General features: G+C 67.1%; 21 protein-coding genes, 1 tRNA gene and 1 riboswitch. Of the genes, 18 read left to right on the forward strand and 4 right to left on the reverse strand.

Going from position 1 to position 21,297, the window contains the following annotated elements; genetic code table 11:
- Positions 1–17: 17 nt before the first annotated feature.
- The gene (locus DPQ65_RS14300; protein ID WP_238146877.1) at positions 18–575 is read right to left on the reverse strand and encodes a CueP family metal-binding protein; all 558 of its coding nucleotides are present in this window, start codon (positions 573–575) and stop codon (positions 18–20) included.
- Positions 576–835: 260 nt separating this feature from the next.
- Between DPQ65_RS14300 and DPQ65_RS14305 the strand changes: the two genes are divergently transcribed.
- The 10 genes from DPQ65_RS14305 (at position 836) to DPQ65_RS14350 (ending at position 10,562) form a co-directional block, all read left to right on the forward strand.
- Positions 836–1,462 (forward strand): DUF305 domain-containing protein, encoded by a 627-nt coding sequence (locus tag DPQ65_RS14305; RefSeq protein ID WP_114908032.1) that lies wholly within the window; start codon positions 836–838, stop codon positions 1,460–1,462.
- A gap of 282 nt (positions 1,463–1,744) precedes the next feature.
- A complete protein-coding gene (locus DPQ65_RS14310) occupies positions 1,745–2,347 on the forward strand; it encodes a TlpA disulfide reductase family protein (protein WP_238146878.1) in 603 nt (200 codons plus the stop codon).
- Positions 2,344–3,090 carry a cytochrome c biogenesis CcdA family protein gene (locus DPQ65_RS14315; protein ID WP_114908034.1) on the forward strand — a complete coding sequence of 249 codons (747 nt, stop codon included), beginning with the start codon at positions 2,344–2,346 and terminating at the stop codon, positions 3,088–3,090. Before DPQ65_RS14310 ends, DPQ65_RS14315 begins: the two co-directional genes overlap by 4 nt.
- A 1-nt stretch (position 3,091) precedes the next feature.
- Positions 3,092–4,735: a cytochrome c biogenesis protein ResB gene (resB, locus tag DPQ65_RS14320; protein WP_114908035.1), complete on the forward strand. Its 1,644-nt coding sequence runs from the start codon at positions 3,092–3,094 to the stop codon at positions 4,733–4,735.
- Positions 4,732–5,760: a c-type cytochrome biogenesis protein CcsB gene (ccsB, locus tag DPQ65_RS14325; protein WP_114908036.1), complete on the forward strand. Its 1,029-nt coding sequence runs from the start codon at positions 4,732–4,734 to the stop codon at positions 5,758–5,760. The genes resB and ccsB overlap by 4 nt, the downstream gene beginning before the upstream one ends.
- A 177-nt stretch (positions 5,761–5,937) precedes the next feature.
- Complete coding sequence (locus DPQ65_RS16225; RefSeq protein WP_114908037.1) at positions 5,938–6,339, forward strand: four-helix bundle copper-binding protein; 402 nt, start codon at positions 5,938–5,940, stop codon at positions 6,337–6,339.
- Between the two features lie 361 nt (positions 6,340–6,700).
- Positions 6,701–6,913 carry a heavy-metal-associated domain-containing protein gene (locus tag DPQ65_RS14335; RefSeq protein WP_114908038.1) on the forward strand — a complete coding sequence of 71 codons (213 nt, stop codon included), beginning with the start codon at positions 6,701–6,703 and terminating at the stop codon, positions 6,911–6,913.
- Positions 6,914–6,915: 2 nt separating this feature from the next.
- Complete coding sequence (locus tag DPQ65_RS14340; protein ID WP_202863153.1) at positions 6,916–7,956, forward strand: heavy-metal-associated domain-containing protein; 1,041 nt, start codon at positions 6,916–6,918, stop codon at positions 7,954–7,956.
- Complete coding sequence (locus DPQ65_RS14345; protein WP_202863154.1) at positions 7,940–10,264, forward strand: heavy metal translocating P-type ATPase; 2,325 nt, start codon at positions 7,940–7,942, stop codon at positions 10,262–10,264. Before DPQ65_RS14340 ends, DPQ65_RS14345 begins: the two co-directional genes overlap by 17 nt.
- A gap of 25 nt (positions 10,265–10,289) precedes the next feature.
- Positions 10,290–10,562, forward strand: coding sequence for a hypothetical protein (locus DPQ65_RS14350; protein WP_114908039.1), 273 nt, complete (start codon positions 10,290–10,292; stop codon positions 10,560–10,562).
- On the opposite strand, the gene DPQ65_RS14355 is transcribed toward DPQ65_RS14350, so the two are convergent.
- Positions 10,547–10,795 (reverse strand): hypothetical protein, encoded by a 249-nt coding sequence (locus tag DPQ65_RS14355; protein ID WP_162802258.1) that lies wholly within the window; start codon positions 10,793–10,795, stop codon positions 10,547–10,549. The genes DPQ65_RS14350 and DPQ65_RS14355 overlap by 16 nt on opposite strands.
- Between DPQ65_RS14355 and DPQ65_RS14360 the strand changes: the two genes are divergently transcribed.
- The 5 genes from DPQ65_RS14360 to DPQ65_RS14380 all read left to right on the forward strand — a co-directional run bounded on the left by DPQ65_RS14360 (position 10,742) and on the right by DPQ65_RS14380 (position 16,364).
- Complete coding sequence (locus DPQ65_RS14360; protein ID WP_114908041.1) at positions 10,742–12,832, forward strand: heavy metal translocating P-type ATPase; 2,091 nt, start codon at positions 10,742–10,744, stop codon at positions 12,830–12,832. The two genes, DPQ65_RS14355 and DPQ65_RS14360, sit on opposite strands and share 54 nt — an antisense overlap.
- A 53-nt stretch (positions 12,833–12,885) precedes the next feature.
- On the forward strand, positions 12,886–13,200 hold the full coding sequence (locus DPQ65_RS14365) for a metal-sensitive transcriptional regulator (protein WP_114908042.1): 315 nt from the start codon (positions 12,886–12,888) through the stop codon (positions 13,198–13,200).
- Between the two features lie 8 nt (positions 13,201–13,208).
- A complete protein-coding gene (locus DPQ65_RS14370; protein WP_114908043.1) occupies positions 13,209–13,997 on the forward strand; it encodes a response regulator transcription factor in 789 nt (262 codons plus the stop codon).
- Between the two features lie 32 nt (positions 13,998–14,029).
- Positions 14,030–15,106 (forward strand): sensor histidine kinase, encoded by a 1,077-nt coding sequence (locus tag DPQ65_RS14375; RefSeq protein WP_238146879.1) that lies wholly within the window; start codon positions 14,030–14,032, stop codon positions 15,104–15,106.
- Between the two features lie 145 nt (positions 15,107–15,251).
- A riboswitch (cyclic di-AMP (ydaO/yuaA leader) is annotated at positions 15,252–15,433 on the forward strand.
- Positions 15,434–15,440: 7 nt separating this feature from the next.
- A complete protein-coding gene (locus DPQ65_RS14380; RefSeq protein WP_238146889.1) occupies positions 15,441–16,364 on the forward strand; it encodes a C40 family peptidase in 924 nt (307 codons plus the stop codon).
- 378 nt (positions 16,365–16,742) lie between these two features.
- Here the strand turns inward: DPQ65_RS14380 and DPQ65_RS14385 are convergent, their stop codons facing one another.
- The gene (locus tag DPQ65_RS14385) at positions 16,743–17,417 is read right to left on the reverse strand and encodes a DUF899 family protein (protein WP_114908045.1); all 675 of its coding nucleotides are present in this window, start codon (positions 17,415–17,417) and stop codon (positions 16,743–16,745) included.
- Positions 17,418–17,828: 411 nt separating this feature from the next.
- On the opposite strand from DPQ65_RS14385, the gene DPQ65_RS15785 reads away from it, so the two are divergent.
- Positions 17,829–18,044, forward strand: a complete 216-nt coding sequence (locus tag DPQ65_RS15785; RefSeq protein ID WP_162802266.1) for a hypothetical protein — start codon at positions 17,829–17,831, stop codon at positions 18,042–18,044.
- Positions 18,045–18,686: 642 nt separating this feature from the next.
- Here DPQ65_RS15785 and DPQ65_RS14395 read toward each other — a convergent pair.
- Positions 18,687–18,938, reverse strand: coding sequence for an addiction module protein (locus DPQ65_RS14395; RefSeq protein WP_114908046.1), 252 nt, complete (start codon positions 18,936–18,938; stop codon positions 18,687–18,689).
- Positions 18,939–19,641: 703 nt separating this feature from the next.
- Here DPQ65_RS14395 and DPQ65_RS14400 point away from each other — a divergent pair.
- A tRNA-OTHER gene (locus tag DPQ65_RS14400) sits at positions 19,642–19,727 on the forward strand.
- Between the two features lie 143 nt (positions 19,728–19,870).
- Positions 19,871–21,118 carry a tyrosine-type recombinase/integrase gene (locus DPQ65_RS14405; RefSeq protein ID WP_114908047.1) on the forward strand — a complete coding sequence of 416 codons (1,248 nt, stop codon included), beginning with the start codon at positions 19,871–19,873 and terminating at the stop codon, positions 21,116–21,118.
- Positions 21,119–21,297: the final 179 nt, after the last annotated feature.

The following is a 21,297-nucleotide window of genomic DNA, read 5'->3' on the forward strand; positions in this document are numbered from 1 at the left end:
GCGCCTCAGGTCCGCCCTCAGGTAAGTTGAATCGTGGTGAGGCACGTGGGATCGTCAGTTCCGGTCGAGACCGGAACCTGCCCAGTGCCTCCTTCTGCTGAGACGCGCAGCGTTCCCTGGAGATCACGGGGCAACCACAGGCCCACGAATCCGTTATCGAACGTGGTCAGTTCCTCATCGACCACCACATCGCCGACCTCGTTGGTGACGGTGACTTGGACGTCCTCATTGCTCAACTCGCCCAGACAGGTGGTGAGGCTGTGGTAGTAGCACTCGTGGGTCTGGTTCATGTAGGGAGCGAACGAGAGGTAGAAGCGGTCTTCGGGAAGGTCGAGGCTCAGTTCTTCGGTCCCGGTCGAGAGCTGCAGTTCATCGACGCGGACTGATGCCATCAGGCCGGCTGGACGATCCTGGACGTCCAGCCGATCCAGGTGCTCGATGATCTCGGTCGCTTCCATCCCCACCAGGTTGTGCGAACTCAGGATCTCGTTGTCCGCATCGGGGGTCTGCGAGGAACAGCCGGCAACGACCATCAAACCAACAACAACAACTGCGAGAACGCGCAAGCGGGGCAACAGAACACCTTCTCCTAGGAACGCGGACCGATCCCATGTGGCCCGAGGGGTGGGGCCGGGCGGTCGGTCCGATCTTCACCGGACTACGGGGCCTGTCACGGCCCGGGCGGAACGGCCATCAACACGCTAACCCACGCCGCCGGTCGACCACTCACCCGTTCCATGAAGAGTTGGTGAAGGTCTGGACGTCAGTGCGGTCGGTGCCTGTTTCGCCCTGTTGACTCGGGAGTGACCCCAACCGCCGATGAAGAAGGATCCCCGTGAAGTTTGCACGCCGCGTGAGCACCGCCGCAGTCGCTGGCCTCCTCACCCTTGGCCTCACCGCATGCGGCGAGAGCGCCGAGGATGAAGCCGCATCCCCGGCTCCCACCTCTACTGCTGGGGCCACGACGACCGGACCCGATGCCGCCGTGGACCAGACACACAATCAGGCCGACACCGAGTTCGCCCAGATGATGATCGTCCACCACGAAGGGGCCATCGACATGGCCGACCTCGCGATCGAGAACGCGGCCGCCGAGCAGGTGCGCACCCTGGCGGAGGACATCTCCGCCGCCCAGGGACCAGAGATCGAGGAGATGACCTCCTGGCTCCAGGCCTGGGGCGAGGACACCGCCCCGGAACACGGTGGCATGCAGATGGACGGCATGGAGATGGACGGGATGAGCCAGGAGGAGGCCATGACCGAGCTTGGGTCGCTATCAGGCGCCGAGTTCGACCAGCGGTTCCTGGAGTTGATGATCGAGCACCACCTGGGCGCGGTAGAGATGGCCGAGGCTGAGTTGGAGAATGGCGAGAACCCGCAGGCGCTCGAGCTCGCCGAGCAGATCATCGAGGACCAGCAGGCCGAAATCTCTGAGATGGAGCAGCTCCTCGCAGGTTCCTGACATCCCCTAGCCGCTGGGCTCTCTTGTTTGCCCACCGTGCTGCGGGCTGCGGGCTGCGGGCTGCGACGGAGCGTTCTTGACGAGCCCATGCCCCTGGCCACGGAAAGCCCTGGGTTCTCCAGTGATTACCTACCCTGGCGAAGGGCATCACGAAGGATGGCGTACGCTGCTGAATACCCTATCCGGGTAAGGGTAGGCAGGTAGAGAGGGAGTATTCCGATACTGATGAACCAAGAGCCAGATTTTGCGCAGCAACCGGGATGACCTGGCGGTGACTTCTCCGTGAGTTCTGCCCGCTTCAGAGCCGCTGTGGTCGGCACCTTCCTCGCGGCCCTGGTGCTTGCCGGTTGTAGCGACGGGTCTGGCATCAGCGACCAGGCGCGCCAGGGGGACCAGAAGGGCTACATCGCTGGTGACGGCACGATCCAGGCGTTGACGCCCGAGCAGCGCGAGACCGTGATCACGTTGGAGGGGACCACGTTGGAGGATGAGACATGGTCCTCGGCCAAGCACCTCGGTGAAGTCGTGGTGATCAATGTGTGGGGTTCGTGGTGCGGGCCATGCATTGAGGAAGCGCCCGATCTGGTGCAGGTGGCCGCCGAGCTGGACGAGGCCGGTGCGTCGGTGCAGTTCATCGGTGTCAATAGTCGCGACTCGAGCGCCAGCGCCCTGGCCTTTCAGGAGGCCTACGACGTCCCCTACCCCTCGCTGCAGGACGACGGCGGCCGCACGCGTGCCCAGCTCGGTGCCCTAGCGGTCGCGACCCCGTCGACCATCCTGCTGGATGGGCAAGGCAGGGTGGCCGCTCGGGTGAGCGGTCCAATCGACGACGCGACCCTGCACGGCTTGGTTGAGGACGTCCTTCGGAGCGAGCCGGCCCGATGAGTGAGATCGTCTTCACCGGACCGTTGGTACTAGCGGCCAGCATCGCGGCGCTGGCCGGGCTGGTCTCTTTCGCCTCCCCCTGCGTGCTGCCGCTGGTCCCGGGCTATCTCGGGTACCTGTCCGGAATGACCTCGCACGAGTCCGCCGTGTCCGTGCGTGCACGGTGGCGTCTCGTGGTGGGGGCGGTCCTGTTCGTGGCGGGCTTCTCAGTCGTCTTCCTCACGATGAGTGTGGTCATCTCCTCCCTCGGACTGGTGCTGGTGCAGCATCAGGGTTTGTTGCTGCGTGTTGGTGGCGTGATTGTGCTGGCCCTCGGAGTGGTGATGCTGTGGCAGCCCAGCGGAGGGGTCTCGGTGCGTTGGCGCCCGGCTGCTGGGCTGAGCGGTGCCCCGCTGCTCGGAGTGGTCTTCGGGCTCGGCTTCTCCGCATGCACCGGTCCGGCCCTGGCCGCGATCCAGACGTTGGGAACCTCGATCTTGCCCGCAGACGGTGCGGTCACCCGGGCGGTGGTGCTCGGGGTTGCCTACTGCGTTGGATTGGGACTGCCGTTCGTCCTGGTCGCTGCGGGGATGGGATGGGTGAGTCGCTGGTCCCGGTGGCTTCGAGACCACCACCTAGTGGTGCAGCGGGTCGGTGGCGGGTTGTTCGCCCTCCTCGGGGCGCTGATGGTGCTCGGTGTCTGGGCCGAGGCGATGGCGTGGGTCCAAACCCGCTTGACCAGCAACTTTACGACGGTCATCTGATATGGCCAGCATGCAGGCACCGGAACGGCTCGAGTCCGGCTACCCCAAAGACCGCACGACTTTGGGCGGTCCCCGGCTCGGCCCACTGGGCTGGGCACGTTGGGCCTGGCGACAGCTCACCAGTATGCGCACCGCCATCTACCTGCTTCTGCTGCTAGCTGCCGCGTCCTTCCCCGGCTCGATCTTCCCGCAGCGCTCGGTCGACCCGGTGCAGGTGCGCACCTTCTTCGAGAGCAACCCCGATCTGGCGCCATGGCTGGACCGGTTGTTCCTCTTCGATGTCTTCTCCTCGCCGTGGTTCGCCTCCATCTATCTGCTGCTGATGATCAGCCTGATCGGCTGCATCATTCCGCGGATGGGCCAGCACTGGAAGTCAGTTCGAGCCCAGCCACCACGGGCACCCCGTCGCCTGAACCGGCTGTTGGCCAAGGCTGGCGGCACCGTCGCGGCCGACCCACACGAGGTCTTGAGCGCCGCGCGTGCCGCGCTGGCAGCCAAGGGCTACCGGGTGCGCGCCGACGAGGAGGACCTATGGGTCACCGGTGAGAAGGGCTACCTGAAGGAGACAGGCAATCTGCTCTTCCACGTAGCCCTGCTGGGGGTGATCGTCGCCTTCGCCGGCGGTCACCTGTTCGGCTGGCGGGGGGAGATCATCCTCAAGGAGGAGCAGTCGTGGACGGCCCATCCCGGTGCCTTTGACACACTCAACTTCAGCCCACTGGCCGATGAGAGTGACATTCCCACATTCACGGTGCAGCTCAACGAACTCGACGTGGCCTTCGAGAGTCAGAGCGAGGGCGCCCAGTTCGGGCAACCACGCAAGTTCGACGGCTTGGTGACCGTCGAGGCCCCCGGCCAGGAGCCGGAGCAGCAGGAGTTCGCAGTAAACCACCCGATCTCGGTCGCGGGGGATTCGATCTTCCTGCTCGGCAACGGCTACGCCCCCATCGTGACCGTTCGCGACCCCGACGGGGCGATCCTCTACTCCGAGGCTGTGACCTTCCTGCCCCAGGACAACAACTACGCCAGCGAAGGTGCCATCAAGGTCACCGGCCGAGAGCCTGGGCTCGGTCTGGTCGGCGGCTTCCTACCCACCCTGCAGGTTGATCCCGAGGTCGGGATGACGTCCTCCTTCCCGGGCCTGGTCGACCCAGCGCTGGCCCTGACGGTTTTCGAGGGGGACCTGTTTCCCGACGGGCGCGCGCAGTCGGTCTTCAGCATCGACACCGACCAGATGACCCAGCTCACCAAAGAAAACGGGGACCCCGTCGCGATGCTGATCCGACCGGGAGAGTACTTCGAGCTGTCCGACGGCACCACGGTGGAGTTTGAGAGTGTCATTCGCTGGGCCGGGCTGCTGGTGCGTCACGACCCCGGCCGGATGCCAGCCCTGGGCTTCGCGATCGCCGCCACAATCGGGCTGGCACTGATGCTCGGCATCAAACGGCGACGGATCTACGTCCGGATCGACCGCGAACACCCCACCACTGCTCCGGTGCGGACGGTAGTGAGCGTCGCTGGCCAGCCCAAGGGCAGCGATCCAGGACTCCAGGTCGCCGTCGACGACGTCTTGAACCGGATCGCCACCGCCACCAGTAACCGGACCACCACTGAACTTCACCGTGCAGATGAGGACACCGTATGACTGACCCGCACCTGGCCCTGGCCAGCGACATCGCCATCTGGGCCAGCCTGGCCGTGCTCGCGCTGGCCCTCATCTCCTTCTCGGCACACCTGGCGGTCACTGGGGCTGCCAGGGAGCGCCCCGCCACCGTCAAATTCGCACAGAAGGTCCGCGTAGGGGCCGACACCGATCCTCAGACGGCATCCATAGATGCCCACGATATTGACGCTACGGAGCCAACCGGGCCGACCGGCGTGGCGGTCGAGCCACCCACCCTTAGTCACCCCACCGAGGTCACCCGCCGTTGGGGCGTCATCGGAGTGCAGCTGACCTGGCTGGCGACCTTCGGTGTCGTCGGCGGCACGACACTGCGTGGCCTGTCGGTGCAGCGTTGGCCACTGGGCAACATGTATGAGTTCGCGATCGTCGCCGCATCCTTCGCCCTGATCGTCTTCTCCACGTGGAGTCTGAAGCGTGACCGGATGTGGCTGGGGCCGTTCGTGGTGCTCCCGGTCATGGTTGTCCTCATCGCCGGGAAGATCTGGTACACCGAGGCCTCCCAGCTCATGCCCGCCCTGGATAACACCATGTGGCTGTCCATCCACGTCACACTGGCCACGCTGTCCGTGGCCCTGTTCGTCATCGGGGCCGCCCTCGGCGTCGCCTTCTTGCTGCGCGACTCGGCCGATAAAAAGAACCGAGTCCGAGGCTGGCTGGCCGGTCTACCCGATGCAGACAAATTGGAGGCGATGACCTACGGGATCCACATCTTCGCCTTCCCGCTGTGGACGTTCACTCTCATCACCGGTGCGATCTGGGCGGAGGTGGCCTGGGGCCGCTACTGGGGCTGGGACCCCAAAGAGATCTGGACGTTCATCATCTGGGTCGTCTACGCCGCCTACCTGCACTCCCGCGCCACCAGCGGCTGGACCAAGCGACAGGCAACCTATGTGGCACTCCTGGGCATGCTGTGCGTCGTCTTCAACTACACCGTCGTCAACCTGCTCATCACCGGCCTGCACTCTTACTCTGGGGTTGCCACCTGAAGACTCACGCCGCGCAGTGGTGGGACAGCACCATCGGCGTCCTCACGACAGTGCCTTCATGAAATCTTCATCGTCAGGTATCCCCTGTGCGGGTGCAGGCGCCCCCCGTCCGCCGTAGCGTGAAGAATTGGAAAGCCTCGGTGCTGATGGCCAACGCCGAGCAGGATGGAGGAAGAGATGAGAACCGCCGAGATGATGAATGCATATCCTGCACAGATCAACCTCGACCGGGAGCTGCTCGCCAGAGTCGTAGACACAGTGATGGCCTGTTCTCAAGCGTGCACCGCCTGCGCGGACGCTTGCCTGAGTGAGGACATGGTCGCTGACCTGGGTAAGTGCATCAGGTCCGACTTGGACTGCGCTGACATCTGCGACACAACTGCCCGCGTCCTATCCCGACACACCGGCTATGACGCGAACCTCACCCGAGCCCAGGTGCAGGCCTGCGCCCAGGCGTGCAAGTCCTGTGGGGATGAGTGTGCCCGCCATGCGGAGATGCACGAGCACTGCCGCATCTGTGCAGAGGCATGCCGGGCCTGCGAGCAAGCCTGTGACGAACTGCTTGCCACCATCCGCTGACCTAAGTCCGCCGATCGAGAACCATCCTCTGATCTGAGCCTGGTGGCTCGGACGTCGTGCAAGCGGCGCGGCCTTCAACCAGCACCCGCTCCGCTTTCCACGGTCGTCTGACCGGCCCCCCACCACATTGTTCGTGGGCCTAGCAGACACGTTGACATGGTCATCGCGCCCATGCACGCGATGGCTTTTGTCCCTCATGGGGGCCGCGCCAAAGACGCACCCATGCATCCCCTCGTCCCCACCGGCCGCGCACAGGGTCACCAACCCACGCGCAACGGAGGTAGGAAAATCCAGCCTTTGCGTCATACCCTATACGGGTATAAGGTGTCTGGACTGATGAAGAACGGAAAGGACATCAAAGATGAGTAACACCCAGACCTATGCCGTGACCGGGATGACTTGCGGGCACTGCGAGTCCGCCGTGCGCGAGGAGATCTCCCAGATCCCTGGCATCGAGCAGATCGACGTCAGCGCCTCGACCGGGACGCTTGCGATTACCGCAGACGGCCCTGTTGACGACGCTGCGGTGATCGCAGCGGTGGATGAGGCCGGGTACCAGGCAGCGCGGAACTGACCATGCGTGCCCCAGCCAGACTCGGCCTCTACGGGCTGACCTTGGTGACCGTGTTCGCCGTGGCGTTCGCCACGGCGGGCGCGGTCGTCCCGGATGGGGTCGTGGAGTCCTGGTCGGAGCAGACCGGCGATCACGCGGGGGACCACGCAGGAGGCAGTGACGCAGGAGGTAACGACATGGGGACCCCTCACCCAGGCAGCGCGACCACTGACACCGGACTGTCTCTGGCTGCGGACGGCTACCGGCTGACCGGTGTCACCGCACCATCGACGGTGGGGGAGGAGCAGGAGCTCGCCCTCACGATCGAAGGTCCGGACAGTCAACCGGTGAGCGACTTTGACTTGTCCCACGAGAAGGAGTTGCACCTGATCGTGGTCCGCACTGACGGTGCCGGATTCCGTCATGTGCACCCGCAACGCGACGCCCAGGGCCAGTGGTCCATCCCGTGGCAGTGGCCTCAGGCGGGCAGTCACCGCGTGTATGCCGAGTTCGTGCCCACCGCGACCGGTGAGGACATCACCCTCTCGACCGTGGTGCAGGTCGGCGGGGACTTCTCCCCTCAGCAGGCGGACGAACCCGCCAGGACGGCCCGCACCGACGGATACGAGGTCGAGATCGAGGGAGACCTGGCCGCCGGTGAGTCTTCCACGCTGACGGTCCGGGTCACCCGCGATGGCGAGCCGGTGACCACGCTGGAGCCCTACCTGGGTGCCTACGGTCACCTGGTCGCGCTGCGCGAGGGGGACCTGGCGTACCTGCACGTGCACCCGCGCGGCGAGGAGCCCCAGCCTGGTCAGACGTCAGGCCCGGAGGTGGCTTTCGAGGTGAGCGCCCCGACACCGGGCCGGTACCTGCTCTACCTGGACTTCCAGGTCGCCGGAGAAGTGCGCACCGCCCCGTTCGTCCTGGACACGATGACTAATCACAACGCCGGGTCCGGCGATGAGGGCCCCACCACCGGCGAAGCGCCCACCGCCACTGACACGGACCCGGAGGATGGCACCAGACACGAGGACGGAGACGATCATGATCACGACGGGTGAACCCACCACGTCGAGCACTATCGAGCTGCAGATTGGTGGCATGACGTGCGCCTCGTGCGCGATGCGGGTCGAGAAGAAGCTGAACAAGGTCGATGGCGTGACCGCGAGCGTCAACTACGCCACCGAGAAGGCGCGGGTCACCGCACCTGAGGGCTACGACCCCCGCGAGCTGATCGCTGTGGTGGAGAAGACCGGGTACACCGCTGCCCTACCGGCCCCACCCAAGAAGGCCTCGGGAGAGATGGTCGGGGAGGGTGGCTCGGCCGAGGATGCCGAGTTGCGTGGCCTGCGTCACCGCGTCATTGGCGCCGCGGTCCTGGCGGTGCCGGTGATCGCGATGGCGATGATCCCTGCCCTGCAGTTCGACTACTGGGGGTTCGCCTCGCTCGTGCTCGCTGCCCCGGTGGTCGTGTGGGCCGGCTGGCCGTTCCACAAGGCCGCCTGGGTCAACTTCAGGCACGGCGCGGCGACGATGGACACGCTCATCTCGGTGGGCACGACCGCTGCCCTGGCATGGTCGGTCGTGGCGCTGTTCTTCGGTACCGCCGGCCAGCCCGGCGTGGTCCACCCGTTCGAGCTGACCGTCTCCCGGTCTGAGGGCCTGGGCAATATCTATCTGGAGGTCGCGGCCGGGGTCATCACGTTCGTGCTGCTGGGTCGGTACTTTGAGAAGCGCTCCAAGCGCCGCGCCGGGGCCGCCTTGCGCGCCCTGCTCGAGCTCGGCGCCAAGGAGGTCGCGGTCTTGCGTGATGGGCGGGAGCAGCGCATCCCGGTCGAGGAGTTGAGTGTCGGGGACGAGTTCGTGGTGCGCCCCGGTGAGAAGATCGCGACCGACGGGATCATCGTCTCTGGCACCAGCGCGATCGACGCCTCCATGCTGACCGGCGAGTCGGTGCCGGTTGAGGTCGCAGAGGGTGACGCGGTGACCGGTGCGACGGTTAACGCCGGCGGGCGACTGGTCGTCGAAGCGACCCGGATCGGCTCGGACACCCAACTGGCCCAGATGGCCACCCTGGTCGAGGAGGCACAGTCGGGAAAGGCCGAGATTCAACGCCTGGCCGATCGGGTGTCCGGGGTCTTCGTGCCGATCGCGATCGCGATCGCCGTTGCCACGCTCGGGGCGTGGATCGGTGCGGGCTTCCCGCTCAGTGCCGGTTTCACCGCTGCGGTGGCGGTGCTGATCATCGCCTGCCCATGCGCCCTCGGGCTTGCTACCCCGACAGCGCTGCTGGTCGGCACCGGCCGCGGCGCGCAGATGGGCGTGCTCATCAAGGGCCCTGAGGTGTTGGAGTCCACCCGGCGGATCGACACGATCGTGCTGGACAAGACCGGCACCGTCACCACCGGCAAGATGACGCTGCTCGACGCCGTCCCGGCAGCAGGGGTCGACCGGAAGGAGCTGCTGCGCCTGGCCGGCGCGCTCGAGGACGCCTCCGAGCACCCGATCGCCCAGGCCATCGCCAAGGGCGCCACCGCCGAGGCCGGTGACCTGCCGGTCCCGGAGTCTTTTGAGAACGTCGAAGGCCTGGGTGTGCAAGGGGTCATCGAGGGCCACGCGGTCCTGGTCGGCCGCGAATCGCTGCTACAGGAGTGGTCCCAGCACCTCGATGGCCACCTGGCCGGGATTAAGCGGGAGGCCGAGGCCCAGGGCAGAACCGCCGTCGCGGTCGGCTGGGACGGGGCCGCGCGCGGGATCCTGGTCGTGGCCGATGAGGTCAAGCCCACCAGCGCGGAAGCAATCGCCCAGTTCAAGGAGCTCGGACTCACCCCGGTGCTGCTCACCGGTGACAACCAGACCGTGGCACAGCAGGTCGCCGCTGAGGTCGGGATCGAGCAGGTGATCGCCGAGGTCCTGCCCAAGGACAAGGTCGACGTCGTCGCCCGGTTGCAGGCCGAGGGCAAGACCGTCGCGATGGTTGGCGACGGTGTCAACGACGCCCCGGCGCTGGCCCAGGCCAACCTGGGACTGGCGATGGGCACCGGCACCGACGTGGCCATCGAAGCCGCCGACATCACGTTGGTCCGTGGCGACCTGCGGGCTGCCGCCGACGCGATCCGGCTCTCCCGACGGACGCTGCGGACAATCAAGACGAACCTGTTCTGGGCCTTTGCCTACAACTCCGCAGCGATCCCGTTGGCCGCCTTCGGGTTGCTCAACCCGATGCTCGCCGGTGCGGCGATGGCCTTCTCCAGTGTCTTCGTCGTCTCTAACAGCCTGCGGTTGCGGACGTTCACATCGAAGGCCGCCGCGCCCGCCGGAGCGATGGCCTCCACCACCGCCTCCGCCCGCGTTGCTACACCAGCGTGAGAACACACCGATGAAAGGAACCAAGATGACCACCCACCACCATGACCACGATCACGACACCGGCGCGGCCTCCGGCGCGGGGTCCTGCGGCGGGCACGCACCCTCCGCGGATGACCTGGCCCAAGTCGGCGCACAGGACATCGCCGAGTGCCCCGTTATGGTCGGCACCACCGTCATCAAGGCCCAGGCCGAAGACGCCGGCCTGTACCGCGACTACCTGGGCACCCGTTACTGGCTGTGCTGTGACTCCTGCGGTCCCCTTTTCGACGCCGACCCCGACCGTTACACGGCCGCATAGACACCCGCGAGCACAAACCCCCACCGCAGGAGCCCCACACGCGGCACGGACTCACTCCATGACAGGTATGCGATAGGAACATGACCATGCGCCACGACCAGAACCACGGCCCTGACCGCGCCGATGATCACCACGGCGGCCCAGGTCAGCACGGTGAGCATGCTCACCACGCAGAACAGATGGTTGATGACCCCGACCACGCGCACGGTGACCATGACGCCAACGGCGCGCACGGGTCACATGGTGAATCAGGTCATGGTGGTCACGCCGGTCATGGTGATCACGTGGGACAGTTCCGGCGACTGTTCTGGATCATGCTGGTCCTGGCCGTGCCGGTCGTGGGATTCAACGACATGTTCGCCGACCTCCTGGGGTATGACCTGCCCGCCGGCGGGTGGGACTGGTGGGTCTCTCCCGTGCTGGGGACAGTCATGTACGCCTGGGGCGGCCAGCCGTTCCTGACCGGCGCGGTGGAAGAGATCCGCACCCGCAAGCCCGGCATGATGCTGCTGATCGGCTTGGCCATCACGGTGGCCTTCCTGGCCTCGTGGGGCGCCAGCCTGCGCGTCCTCGATCACGAGCTGAACTTCTGGTGGGAACTTGCGCTGCTGGTGGTCATCATGCTGTTGGGCCACTGGATCGAGATGCGTTCCCTGGCCCAGACCACCTCGGCCCTGGACTCCCTGGCGGCACTGCTGCCCGATGAGGCCGAGAAGGTCAGCGGCGAGGACATAGTCAAGGTGGCCCCGGGCGATCTGGTCGTCGGGGACGTCGTGCTGGTCCGCCCCGGTGGGTCGGTCCCCGCAGACGGGCGGATCGTCGACGGCTCGGCGAGTATGGATGAGTCGATGGTGACCGGTGAGTCCAAGACCGTCCGGCGCGGGAACGGTGAGCAGGTGGTCGCCGGGACCGTGGCCACCGACTCTGGGCTGCGGGTTGAGGTCACGGCCATCGGTGAGGACACCGCCATAGCCGGCATCCAAAAGCTGGTCGCCGATGCCCAGGCCTCCTCCTCACGCGCCCAGCGGATCGCCGACAAGGCCGCGGCGTGGCTGTTCTGGTTTGCCCTGGGTGCCGCGGTGGTCACCGCGACCATCTGGTCGCTGATAGGTCTGCCGGACTCGGCGGTCGTGCGCACCATCACCGTGCTGGTGATCGCCTGCCCGCACGCCCTCGGTCTGGCGATCCCGCTCGTGGTGTCCATCGCGACCGAACGTGCCGCCCGGGGCGGGGTCCTCATCAAGGACCGCCTCGCACTGGAATCGATGCGCACGGTCGACGCCGTGCTCTTCGACAAGACCGGCACGCTGACCAGGGGCGAGCCCACCGTCACCGGCGTCGAACCCGTGACTGGGCGCGAGGAGGAGGAGGTGCTGGCCCTGGCCGCGGCAGCAGAGTCCGATAGTGAGCACCCGCTGGCCAAGGCGATCCTCGGCGCGGCCCGCAACCGGGAGTTGACAGTGTCCTCCGCCTCAGACTTCTCCTCCTCCCCGGCAGTCGGGGTCAAGGCCAGCGTCAACGGGACAGTCATCGAGGTGGGGGGTCCCTATCTGCTGGAGCAGCACGGTGCCAGCGAGCTGCCGGTCGCCGAGGACTGGCGGGCCCAGGGTGCGATCATCCTGCACGTCCTGGCCGGCGGTGAGGTGATCGGCGCGCTGCGCCTGGCCGATGAGATCCGCCCGGAGTCCCAGGCTGCGGTCGACGCGCTCCACGCTGCTGGCGCTCAGGTCGTGATGATCACCGGCGACGCCCAGGCCGTGGCCGACACCGTCGCCAAGGAACTGGGCATCGACCGGGTCTTCGCCGGGGTACGTCCGCAGGACAAGGCCGCCAAGGTCGCCGAACTCCAGGACGAGGGGCGCAAGGTCGCCATGGTCGGCGACGGTGTCAACGACGCCCCGGCCCTGGCCCAGGCCGATGTCGGCATCGCCATCGGCGCCGGCACCGACGTGGCGATCGCCTCCGCCGGGGTGATCCTGGCCTCCTCGGACCCACGCTCGGTCCTCTCCGTCACTGAGCTCTCGCGTGCGAGCTACCGGAAGATGAAGCAGAACCTGTGGTGGGCCGCCGGCTACAACCTCATCTCCGTACCGCTGGCCGCGGGCGTCCTAGCACCGATCGGGTTCGTCCTGCCGATGAGCATCGGCGCCATCCTCATGTCCGCTTCCACCGTTGTGGTCGCCCTCAACGCCCAGCTGCTGCGCCGACTCGACCTGACACCGGCGCAGAGCGCCAAGACCTTCCTCGACCAGCAGCAGGTCAGCCAGTGACCAGCCCACCCGGCCAGGTCGTGACCCCACCCTCACCAGACAGGAGCATTCAGATGACCACCGAGGCCACACCACACACGGAGGCCACGCACGGCTACATCAGCGACAAGGCCCGCTACCTGGCCCGCCTCAAGCGCATCGAAGGGCAGGCTCGAGGAATCCACCGGATGGTCGATGAGGACACCTACTGCATCGACATCCTCACCCAGATCAGCGCACTCACCTCGGCCTTGGAGAACGTCGCGCTCGGACTGCTCGATGACCACCTCAAGCACTGCGTCGTCGGCGCCGCAAAAGCCGGTGGACCCGAGGCAGAGCAGAAAATCAACGAGGCCTCACAAGCCATCGCCCGACTGGTCAAGTCCTAAAGCGGCCCATGACAGCTGACCTGCCGCCCCCTGACCTGCAACCTCCTGGCCGGCGCGGCCCCGGCCGGGGCTTTCGGGTGCTCGTGGTCGATGACGAGAAGCCCCTGGCCGAGGTCGTTGCCCGGTACTTGCTCAGGGACGGCTACGAGGTCACGGTTGTCCATGATGGCCCGACAGCCTTGGAGCGGTCTCGCGGGTTGGACCCCGACGTCGTCATCCTCGACCTGGGACTACCCGGCCTGGACGGCCTGGAGGTCTGCCGCGGGCTGCGTGAGTTCTCGGACTGTTACATCGTGATGCTCACTGCACGAGCCGAGGAGCCGGACACGCTGGCCGGGTTGCGCGCGGGGGCCGATGACTACATGACGAAGCCGTTCAGCCCGCGCGAACTGGTGGCGCGGGTCCAGGTGATGTTGCGGCGGCCGCGACAGCAGCAGGCTAAGGAGCCACCGGCAGGCACCCGGCCGATGGTCTTCGGCCCAATGAGGATTGACGGCTCGGCCCGCGAGGTCCACCTGGATGGCGGTCGTGTGGTGCTGACCCGCACTGAGTTCGACGTCCTGCAGGCGTTGGCCGCGCGGGCGGGTCAGGCATTGACTCGCCGCCAGATTATCGATGGTGTCTGGGGAGAGGCGTGGGTTGGTGATGAGCAACTGGTCGACGTCCACGTTGCCCACCTGCGGCGCAAACTGGGCGACCCCGCCAGCAGCCCACGATTCATACATACGGTGAGAGGGGTGGGCTACCGGCTGGACGTCGAACAGGCCACCTCGTGGGAAGGGGAGGGTCGGCGGTGAGCCTTCGAGAACACCTGCGGACAACTGGTCTGGTGACCAGGCTCCTGATAGCGCAGGGGCTGGTCGTCCTGGTCGGACTTGCGACGATCCTCCTTGTCACTGAGATCGTGGGTCTCGCCCTGTTTCGCGAGCACATGGTGTTGGCTGGCCACGAGAACCCGGACGAGGAGGCCATCCACGTCGAGGAGGCGTTCCGTTCCGCGATCACGGTCGCCCTGGTGGTGGCCCTGGCTGCTGCCCTGGTGGTCGCGTTAGCCGCCAGTTACTACCTCACCAGGCGGGTGGCGCGGCTGGTGCGAGGGGTAGCAGAGGCGGCGTCCACCATCGCTGCCGGTGACTATGAGGCCCGGGTGCGAACCCCGGCCCTGGGACCGGAGTTCAAGGTCCTGGCCGATTCGTTCAACCAGATGGCGGGCCGACTCGCGGATACCGAGACCACCCGCCGGCAGTTGCTGGGAGACCTCGCCCATGAGATGCGCACCCCCATCGCCACCCTTGATGCCTACCTGGAGGGCACCGAGGATGGCGTGACTCAACTGGACCCGCCGACCGTGGAGATGCTCCGCGGACAGACCCAACGGCTCGCACGGTTGGCCGAAGACATCAGCACCGTCTCGCGCATCGAAGAAAACCACTTGAAGCTGGCTCGAGAACCGGTGCACCTCGGACGTCTCCTCGAGCGAGCCATCACCGCCCACGAGGCGGTCTACGCGGCTAAAGGTGTTCGACTCGCGAGAGACGTGAAGCAGGACCTGCCCGCGGTATCTGCTGACCCGGATCGGTTGGGGCAGGTGATGACGAACCTGCTAGACAACGCTCTTCGCCATACTCCCGAGGGTGGGGTGGTCACACTTGCGGCCCAGCCCACCGGGGGACGGGTTGTGGTGACACTCTCCGACTCAGGTGACGGCATCCCTGTCGAGGCTCTCGACCATGTTCTGGAACGGTTCTACCGTGTCGACACGGCCCGCGATCGGCAGCGTGGCGGCTCCGGGGTGGGGTTGACGATCGCCCGCGGCATCGTCAAGGCCCACGGCGGAGACCTCTCGATCACCAGCCCCGGCCCGGGTCACGGAACAACCGTCACCTGGTGGGTCCCGATCGAATAGACCCAGCGCTCCAAGCACGGGCTGAGACTGCGAGGCCTTTATGAAGGTTCCATGAAGATCGGCCAGGATTCGGTTCTGATGCGCATCCCCCGGAGTCCTGGCCGTTACCGTTTTGTTACCTACCTGTCCCTGGGTGGGTCTCGGGCGTTCGCCGAATCTTGTCAGCGCTCCGGGTCGAATGAGACGTCCGTATGACAAGAGCGGGGGACCCACCAGCGGAGCGCAAGACGTTCCTTGGGGCCAAGGGCTGACTCAACCCCCTGGGTCAGCGCCGGGCAACTCCAGCCCGAGCCCGACAGCTAACCCCGCAGGCGCCGGAGAGGTTATCCCCGTGATGAAACGACGTTTGCCCGGGCGCCACCGCGCTGCCCTGAACCTGCCCTGCCCCCTATCCGGAACCGCCGCTGTGGCAGCATCCGGGTTGCTTGTCGCCGCGACGATCGGCGCCGCAGCTCCGGCTGCACCGGCAAGCCCGATCACTACCGTCGATGCTGTCAGCAACGACCAGCTCTCGGTGTCGCAGGGAGCCCAGGTCGTGAACCTGACTGCTGATAGTTGGTCGAGCCTGGTTGAGACACTGAAGGTTGCCTCCGACGACTTGGAGAGCGATCTTCCAGTCAAGGCAGTCCCAGCCCCACCCGCCGAAGATGGTCAGCACACCCACTTCGGTGACCTCGGCTTCACCGGGGTCACCCCTGAACCAGAACCGGAAACTCCGGTCGAGACCGCCACCGACGACACCTGGGGCGCCAGTGGCGAGACCTTGGACGGTGCCGGAGTCTCCGCTGGAAGCTCACGCGTTGAGGGCCAGTCGGCCAGCCGGTCAGAGGCCAGGCCGGAAGCACCGGCCGAGCCAGTCGCCCCTGAGGCGCCGGCGGCGGCAGGTCAGGGAGGCGAGGGGGCCATCGCCTGGGCCCAGGCCAACCTGGGACTGCCCTACAGCTGGGGCTCCAAGAGTGGCGGTGCCTATGACTGCTCCGGCTTCACCACAGCAGCCTTCCGTGCTGCTGGAATCAACATCCCGCACGGGAGCGAGGCGCAGTACCACGCCACAAACCGTGTCTCACTCTCGCAGATCCAACGTGGCGACCTGCTGTTCTACAGCGACAACGGTTCCGCATCTGGCATCTTCCACGTAGCGATCTACCTCGGGGACGGGCAGGTCATCCACTCCCTTCGCGACTGGTCCAGTTGGGACGGCTCCAAGATCAACGGCATCAACTACGCCTCCGGATTGATGGGAGCCGGTCGCCCCTGAGTCCCCCGGGAACGGCCGGGCAGCACCGCGCAACAGCGTCATGGATTCACGGAAACCGGTCGTCGACAGGATCAGGGGCGCGCGTCCCTTATCCTGTCGAGCGCTCCCGTTGCAGTGCACGCCGCCCAAGGCGAGTCAGGCCTCGCGGCTTTGTAGATGTTCAAGACCAGTGGAATAGCGCGTAGTCACCGAAGGGCACGTGTCGCGTTGGGGTGCACCCCACTGCAACACCCCTGCGCGCGGCGTTTCCCCTGTTGCTGTGACTTCGTCCGCTAAATGGCGGTGTTCTGTTGATGCTCCGTGGCGGCCCCCATGGGCGATAGCTGGGGCGGCTCGCGTCCCGTAAGCCGATCCCCTTGCGGCAACGCCAGCGCCGGGTCACCCGTACGTCGGCGCCTGCGGCCAGCCCTCCGGGCTGTCCTCCCAGTCCTGCTGACGGCCGTAGACGCTGCGGTCCATGATGTGGGCGACAGGCAGGGTCGCCTCAGTGCCGCGCGCGGTGGTCATGTAGGTCAGGTAGGGCTTGCCGTCCTTGAGTAGGTAGTAGGAGTAGCCGGGCAGCTGCCCCTCCTCGCCGTTCTCGTCGGTCTGGGTCCACCCCCAGTCGTAGTGGTAGGTGGTGTCGTACGAGGACACCCACCGGTGGTCCCAGGTCCGCTTGGCGCGCCAGTCCTCAAGCTTGGCCACCGGCGCCTGCGAGACCATCGCGAAGGCGATGCCCTCGTCGGTCAGCCGCTCCATGTTGGCTGGGAGGTTGTCGACCGCCCAGGTGCAGCTCGGGCAGCCCTCATCCCAGTCGGGGCCGAACATCACGTTCTGCACGAGCAGCAGATACTTTTCGCCGAAAAGCTCGGACAGCCGCACTGGGCCGTCGGCATCGGTGAAGGTGTAGTCCGCCACCTCCACCATGGGAAGGCGGCGGCGACTGGCCGAGACCCGGTCGTCGTGCCGGGTGACCTCCTTCTCCGCCGCGACCTGCTCGGCGAGGGCCTCGTCGAAGCGGGCTCGGTCGACGACCGTGGGGGCGGCCGTGGGCTGGGTGAGCTTCGTCATGTTGCGTCTCCTGTCGTGACAGCTGGTACTCGGGCGTCGCCTCGAGTGCTGACTGGCGCCAAGGCCAGAACTCATCGATTCGGATGACACTTCCGTGTCAACCTTGCCATCAGCAGCGCTCGCCGAGCAAGGGGTGCACCCCGCCGCGTCGTTAGCAGTCCAGTCCGTTCGATAGACGAACCCCAAACGGGAACGCCGCAGGTCAGCGAGAGCATCCCTGTTCGGGTGTCCCATAAGACCCGCCCGAGATGAAGCCCGGTGAAGGGGCGCTGAGTGGGCACGGCCGAGGAGATCCAAACCGGGGTGCGAGGTGACGGCCGCGCGCGTGCGCGTCCCGTCGGCCGCCACGGTTCGGTCTTGTCGGCCGACGCTCCACCAACGGTGGATAGCCATCCTCACTAGTGCATGATCATGCCAACCAACAAGGGCACGCTCATCGGCAGAGGGCGAAACACGAGCCTTGCGCGGCGCATCGGTGAGGGTCTGCCCTCGCTTCATCGGACCACCACGCGCGACGACGTCCCATCGACGAACGCCTATGCCCACATAGAAGTGGGCGTTGCGACAAGTTCGCTGCATCTCGACACCACCGTGCAACGTTCAGCGCATCTCGACATCCGCCCATGACCTCGCGGGGTTCGCCCGGCCGGGCGTGATCGTGGAAATCGACGCCCTCGCCGTCGTCGTCTGAACCAAGCCAGCGCGTGAGGTCCCGCGTGCCGTCAGGACCACCCAGACGTCTCCGTCCGCTCACGGATGAGTCGGTCCACCCCCACCGAGGAGTGTGCGCAGCCCGAACGTGTAGGCGCGGCCCGGATCTGAGGGTGCGCCATACTGTTGGCCAGCCGCCAGGCCGATGCGCGAGGCCAGGGGACATCCTCGTCATCCAGTGAGCAGGGTCCTCCACCGCCGACCTGTGGCACCACCTCCGGCACGCGTGGACGGCGAGCCAGTCACCCGTCGAGCCGGTGCCTCCAGTGCCCGGGACGCTGCCTGTCGTGATGGTAGGCGAGGAGAACGAGGTCGTCGCCGTCGACGAGGTAGACGATGCTGTAGGGGAAGCCCCTGACCCGCGTCGTCCGCGGGACCGGGGTGCGCCCTTCGAGGCCAGGGTAGGGTCGCCCAGAGTCCGGCCACGCGAGGACGTGAGCGAGACTGGCCTCGACCGCGTCCAGCAGTTCGACGGCCAGCAGTCGACGCTTGTCCGCGTACCGTCAACAGCCGCGTCGATTTCAGCTGCCGCGTCAACGTGCTCGCGGACGCGCAGCCTCACCGCTCACGCGCAGCCAGCCGCGCTCTGAGCTCGGCGAAGTGCTCGCCCGCGTCAACTAAATGTGCGTCGCCGCTAGTGTGCTCGGTCGCCCGTCGATCAACCTCGGCGAGCCAGGCAGTATCAGTGTTCGCCCGGTCCATATCGGCTGCGTCATGCAGACTCAGCAGGCCGCGCTCGATGACGGCTGCGCGCTCGTCGGGAGACAGCGCGAGCAGCGCTCGCTCGACCTCTGCGACCTCGGGTGCCATGTGGGCAGTCTACCCGGACCGGCGCTGGGCAGGGATCCGGCGAACCCGAGGTCGCCGCCGACTGCGTCGTGGACCTTGTCCGACCCCACTGTCTGTCCTCGGGGTGCTCGTTCCGGTCGAGGATCACCTGCGACGGGCGGCCGAGCGCGCACGTGCGGGGGCGATGGTCTCCCGATCGCTGACGGGTCCCACTCTGCCCGTGCGGCAGCCCAGCGAACCCTCGGTCGAGGGTCTGGCTTGGGCCACGTCGACCACGGCCTGGTCGTTGGCGTCGACCTGCTGGAAGGCGAGGGCCGCGAGCTCGTGCTCCAGCAGGGTTGGCTGTTGTCGTCCTCACTGGGCCATGGTTGGCACCCTCAGAACCGCACGTCCTCAACGCCCTCATCCGGTGGCAGCGCCGTCGTGGAGTCCAACGCGGAGCTTCGATCCACATCACGCGAGCGCGATGGACCCTTGCGCACAGCCCGGCCGAGAGACTGATCCACGGGGGAGTGTTCCGGGTAGAAGACGGGCAGCCGGCGGGTCCCGGTGGACGCCGTCCTCCTCGATCCGAGCGTGTGCGTGGGTCGAGCGGTCGGCCCAAAAACGTCCAACTATCCTGTCGATTCAACGGTCTGGGGGTCTGGGGGCGACTGGCCCCGACTGGAGCCGTCGGCGGGTGGAAAGAGGATTTGACCTGCTAGGCTGTGGTGAAAGTTGACGTCGCCTGTGGGCGTGCCGGGGCGGCGTCTGGCTCCTGTGCTGAGATTACGGATCAGAAGGTTGCAGGTTCGAATCCTGCCGGGCGCGCTCTGTGTCGACACCGACGCTATGCGCCCTGGCCAGCGCCGACGGGTCTGGACCTCACGTCCTGTGGGTCTCCTCCCTGCGAGATGGTCGTCCCTCATCCCTTGATAGATCCCTTGATTGCGCGAGCGGTGGGATGATGGGGGATGGTTCAGCGCCAGAGCCGGACATCCTCGGACCCGCCTCGGCGTCGCCGGGGCAGCGGCAGCCAGCGGGAGCGCCGCCCGGGAATCTGGGAGGTCCGTGTCCCGGCCCCGCCGGACCCCGTCAGCGGCCGGACGCGGCAGGTGTCGGTCACCGTGCACGGCACCCGGGCCGATGCCGACGCCGCTCGGGTCCAGTTGCTCACCACGGCGCCGGCGGCGACGGGCAAGGGGCTGACGGTTGCCGGCCTGCTCGAGGCGTGGCTGGCGGCCGAGCACCCGTGGAAGCCATCCACCCGGGCCAGTCACCGGTCGGTGGCATGCGCCCTGGCCGCGGACCCGATCGGCCTGGAGGACGCTGCCGGGTTGAGGCCAGCGCTGGTGCGGGCGGCGATGTCCCGGTGGCAGGCGAACGGGGGCACCGTGTCCGTGACCGGGGGCCGGTTCCGGGTGCTGCGCTCGGCCCTGTCCTGGGCCTGGGATGAACGGATCCTCCCCGAGCAGCCGTTGCGGGGCATGCGCGGCCCGGCCCGGGTGCCGCCGCGGCGCCCGCTGCCCGACGCCGCGGTTCGGGCCCTGATCCGCACCGCCGAGGGCGCCGTCCTGGAGACCCACGCCAACCACCGGCCCGACCGGGTGGCCTCGGCGGGCCGGCTGCACCGGGCCGAGCAGGACCTGCTCCTGGTGCGTCTGGCCGCGGACACCGGCGCCCGCCGCGGCGAGCTCGCTGCCCTGCGGATCGGCGACGTGACCGGGCGGGTCCTGGCCATCGAACGGGCCGTGTCCGCCGGGCAGCTCACCTTGCCGAAGTCCGGACACGGCCGCGTCCTGACCCCCGGGTCCTCCACCGCGCACCTGTGGCACCACCTGCAGCACGCCTGGGCGGCCCGGGCCGGTGAACCCCTCGGGCCGTGGCTGTTCAGCCCCGACCCGGGCCACCACCACAGGGTGGGTGCCGAGGTGCTGGGGAACCGCTTCGCCCGGCTCCGCGAGGGCGCCGGTGTCCCGGACGCCACGCTGCATCGGCTCCGGCACTCGGTCGCGACCTTCCTGGTCGCCCGCGGTCAGATCCTCGCCGCCCAGGCGCGCCTGGGCCACGCCGATGCCGCCACCACCCTGCGCGAGTACTCCCACGCCCTCCCGCTGACCGACGGCGACGTCGCGAACGCCATCGACACCCACCTCCACCAGCCCGAAGCCGGCGACCACACCGCACCCAGCAGAACAGGCGGGCGCCAACAACCCACCTGAAAAGTGCCGCCGTCCGGGATGCCCAGCCGAGGGGAGACAAGCACTGTTCTCAGTGATGGTCACTGGCCCCGCCGTATTCCTTGAGCAGAACCGAGGACCCACGGGCGAGCCGCGGCAGAACCACCGCAGGGCCCGGAGCTCCCCCGGCGCGGATGGCGTTTCCGGGGGACCCGCGGCCC

This window comes from Ornithinimicrobium murale (genome assembly GCF_003352835.1).
In the GTDB taxonomy this organism is placed as follows: Bacteria; Actinomycetota; Actinomycetes; order Actinomycetales; family Dermatophilaceae; genus Ornithinicoccus; species Ornithinicoccus muralis.

Coding starts and splice junctions, on each gene's coding strand:
- DPQ65_RS14315 (WP_114908034.1), top strand. CDS start 2,344: ATGAGTGAGATCGTCTTCACCGGACCGTTGGTACTAGCGGCCAGCATC.
- resB (WP_114908035.1), top strand. CDS start 3,092: ATGGCCAGCATGCAGGCACCGGAACGGCTCGAGTCCGGCTACCCCAAA.
- ccsB (WP_114908036.1), top strand. CDS start 4,732: ATGACTGACCCGCACCTGGCCCTGGCCAGCGACATCGCCATCTGGGCC.
- DPQ65_RS16225 (WP_114908037.1), top strand. CDS start 5,938: ATGAGAACCGCCGAGATGATGAATGCATATCCTGCACAGATCAACCTC.
- DPQ65_RS14335 (WP_114908038.1), top strand. CDS start 6,701: ATGAGTAACACCCAGACCTATGCCGTGACCGGGATGACTTGCGGGCAC.
- DPQ65_RS14340 (WP_202863153.1), top strand. CDS start 6,916: ATGCGTGCCCCAGCCAGACTCGGCCTCTACGGGCTGACCTTGGTGACC.
- DPQ65_RS14345 (WP_202863154.1), top strand. CDS start 7,940: ATGATCACGACGGGTGAACCCACCACGTCGAGCACTATCGAGCTGCAG.
- DPQ65_RS14350 (WP_114908039.1), top strand. CDS start 10,290: ATGACCACCCACCACCATGACCACGATCACGACACCGGCGCGGCCTCC.
- DPQ65_RS14360 (WP_114908041.1), top strand. CDS start 10,742: ATGGTTGATGACCCCGACCACGCGCACGGTGACCATGACGCCAACGGC.
- DPQ65_RS14365 (WP_114908042.1), top strand. CDS start 12,886: ATGACCACCGAGGCCACACCACACACGGAGGCCACGCACGGCTACATC.
- DPQ65_RS14370 (WP_114908043.1), top strand. CDS start 13,209: ATGACAGCTGACCTGCCGCCCCCTGACCTGCAACCTCCTGGCCGGCGC.
- DPQ65_RS14380 (WP_238146889.1), top strand. CDS start 15,441: ATGAAACGACGTTTGCCCGGGCGCCACCGCGCTGCCCTGAACCTGCCC.
- DPQ65_RS14385 (WP_114908045.1), bottom strand. CDS start 17,417: ATGACGAAGCTCACCCAGCCCACGGCCGCCCCCACGGTCGTCGACCGA.
- DPQ65_RS15785 (WP_162802266.1), top strand. CDS start 17,829: ATGCCAACCAACAAGGGCACGCTCATCGGCAGAGGGCGAAACACGAGC.
- DPQ65_RS14395 (WP_114908046.1), bottom strand. CDS start 18,938: ATGGCACCCGAGGTCGCAGAGGTCGAGCGAGCGCTGCTCGCGCTGTCT.
- DPQ65_RS14405 (WP_114908047.1), top strand. CDS start 19,871: ATGGTTCAGCGCCAGAGCCGGACATCCTCGGACCCGCCTCGGCGTCGC.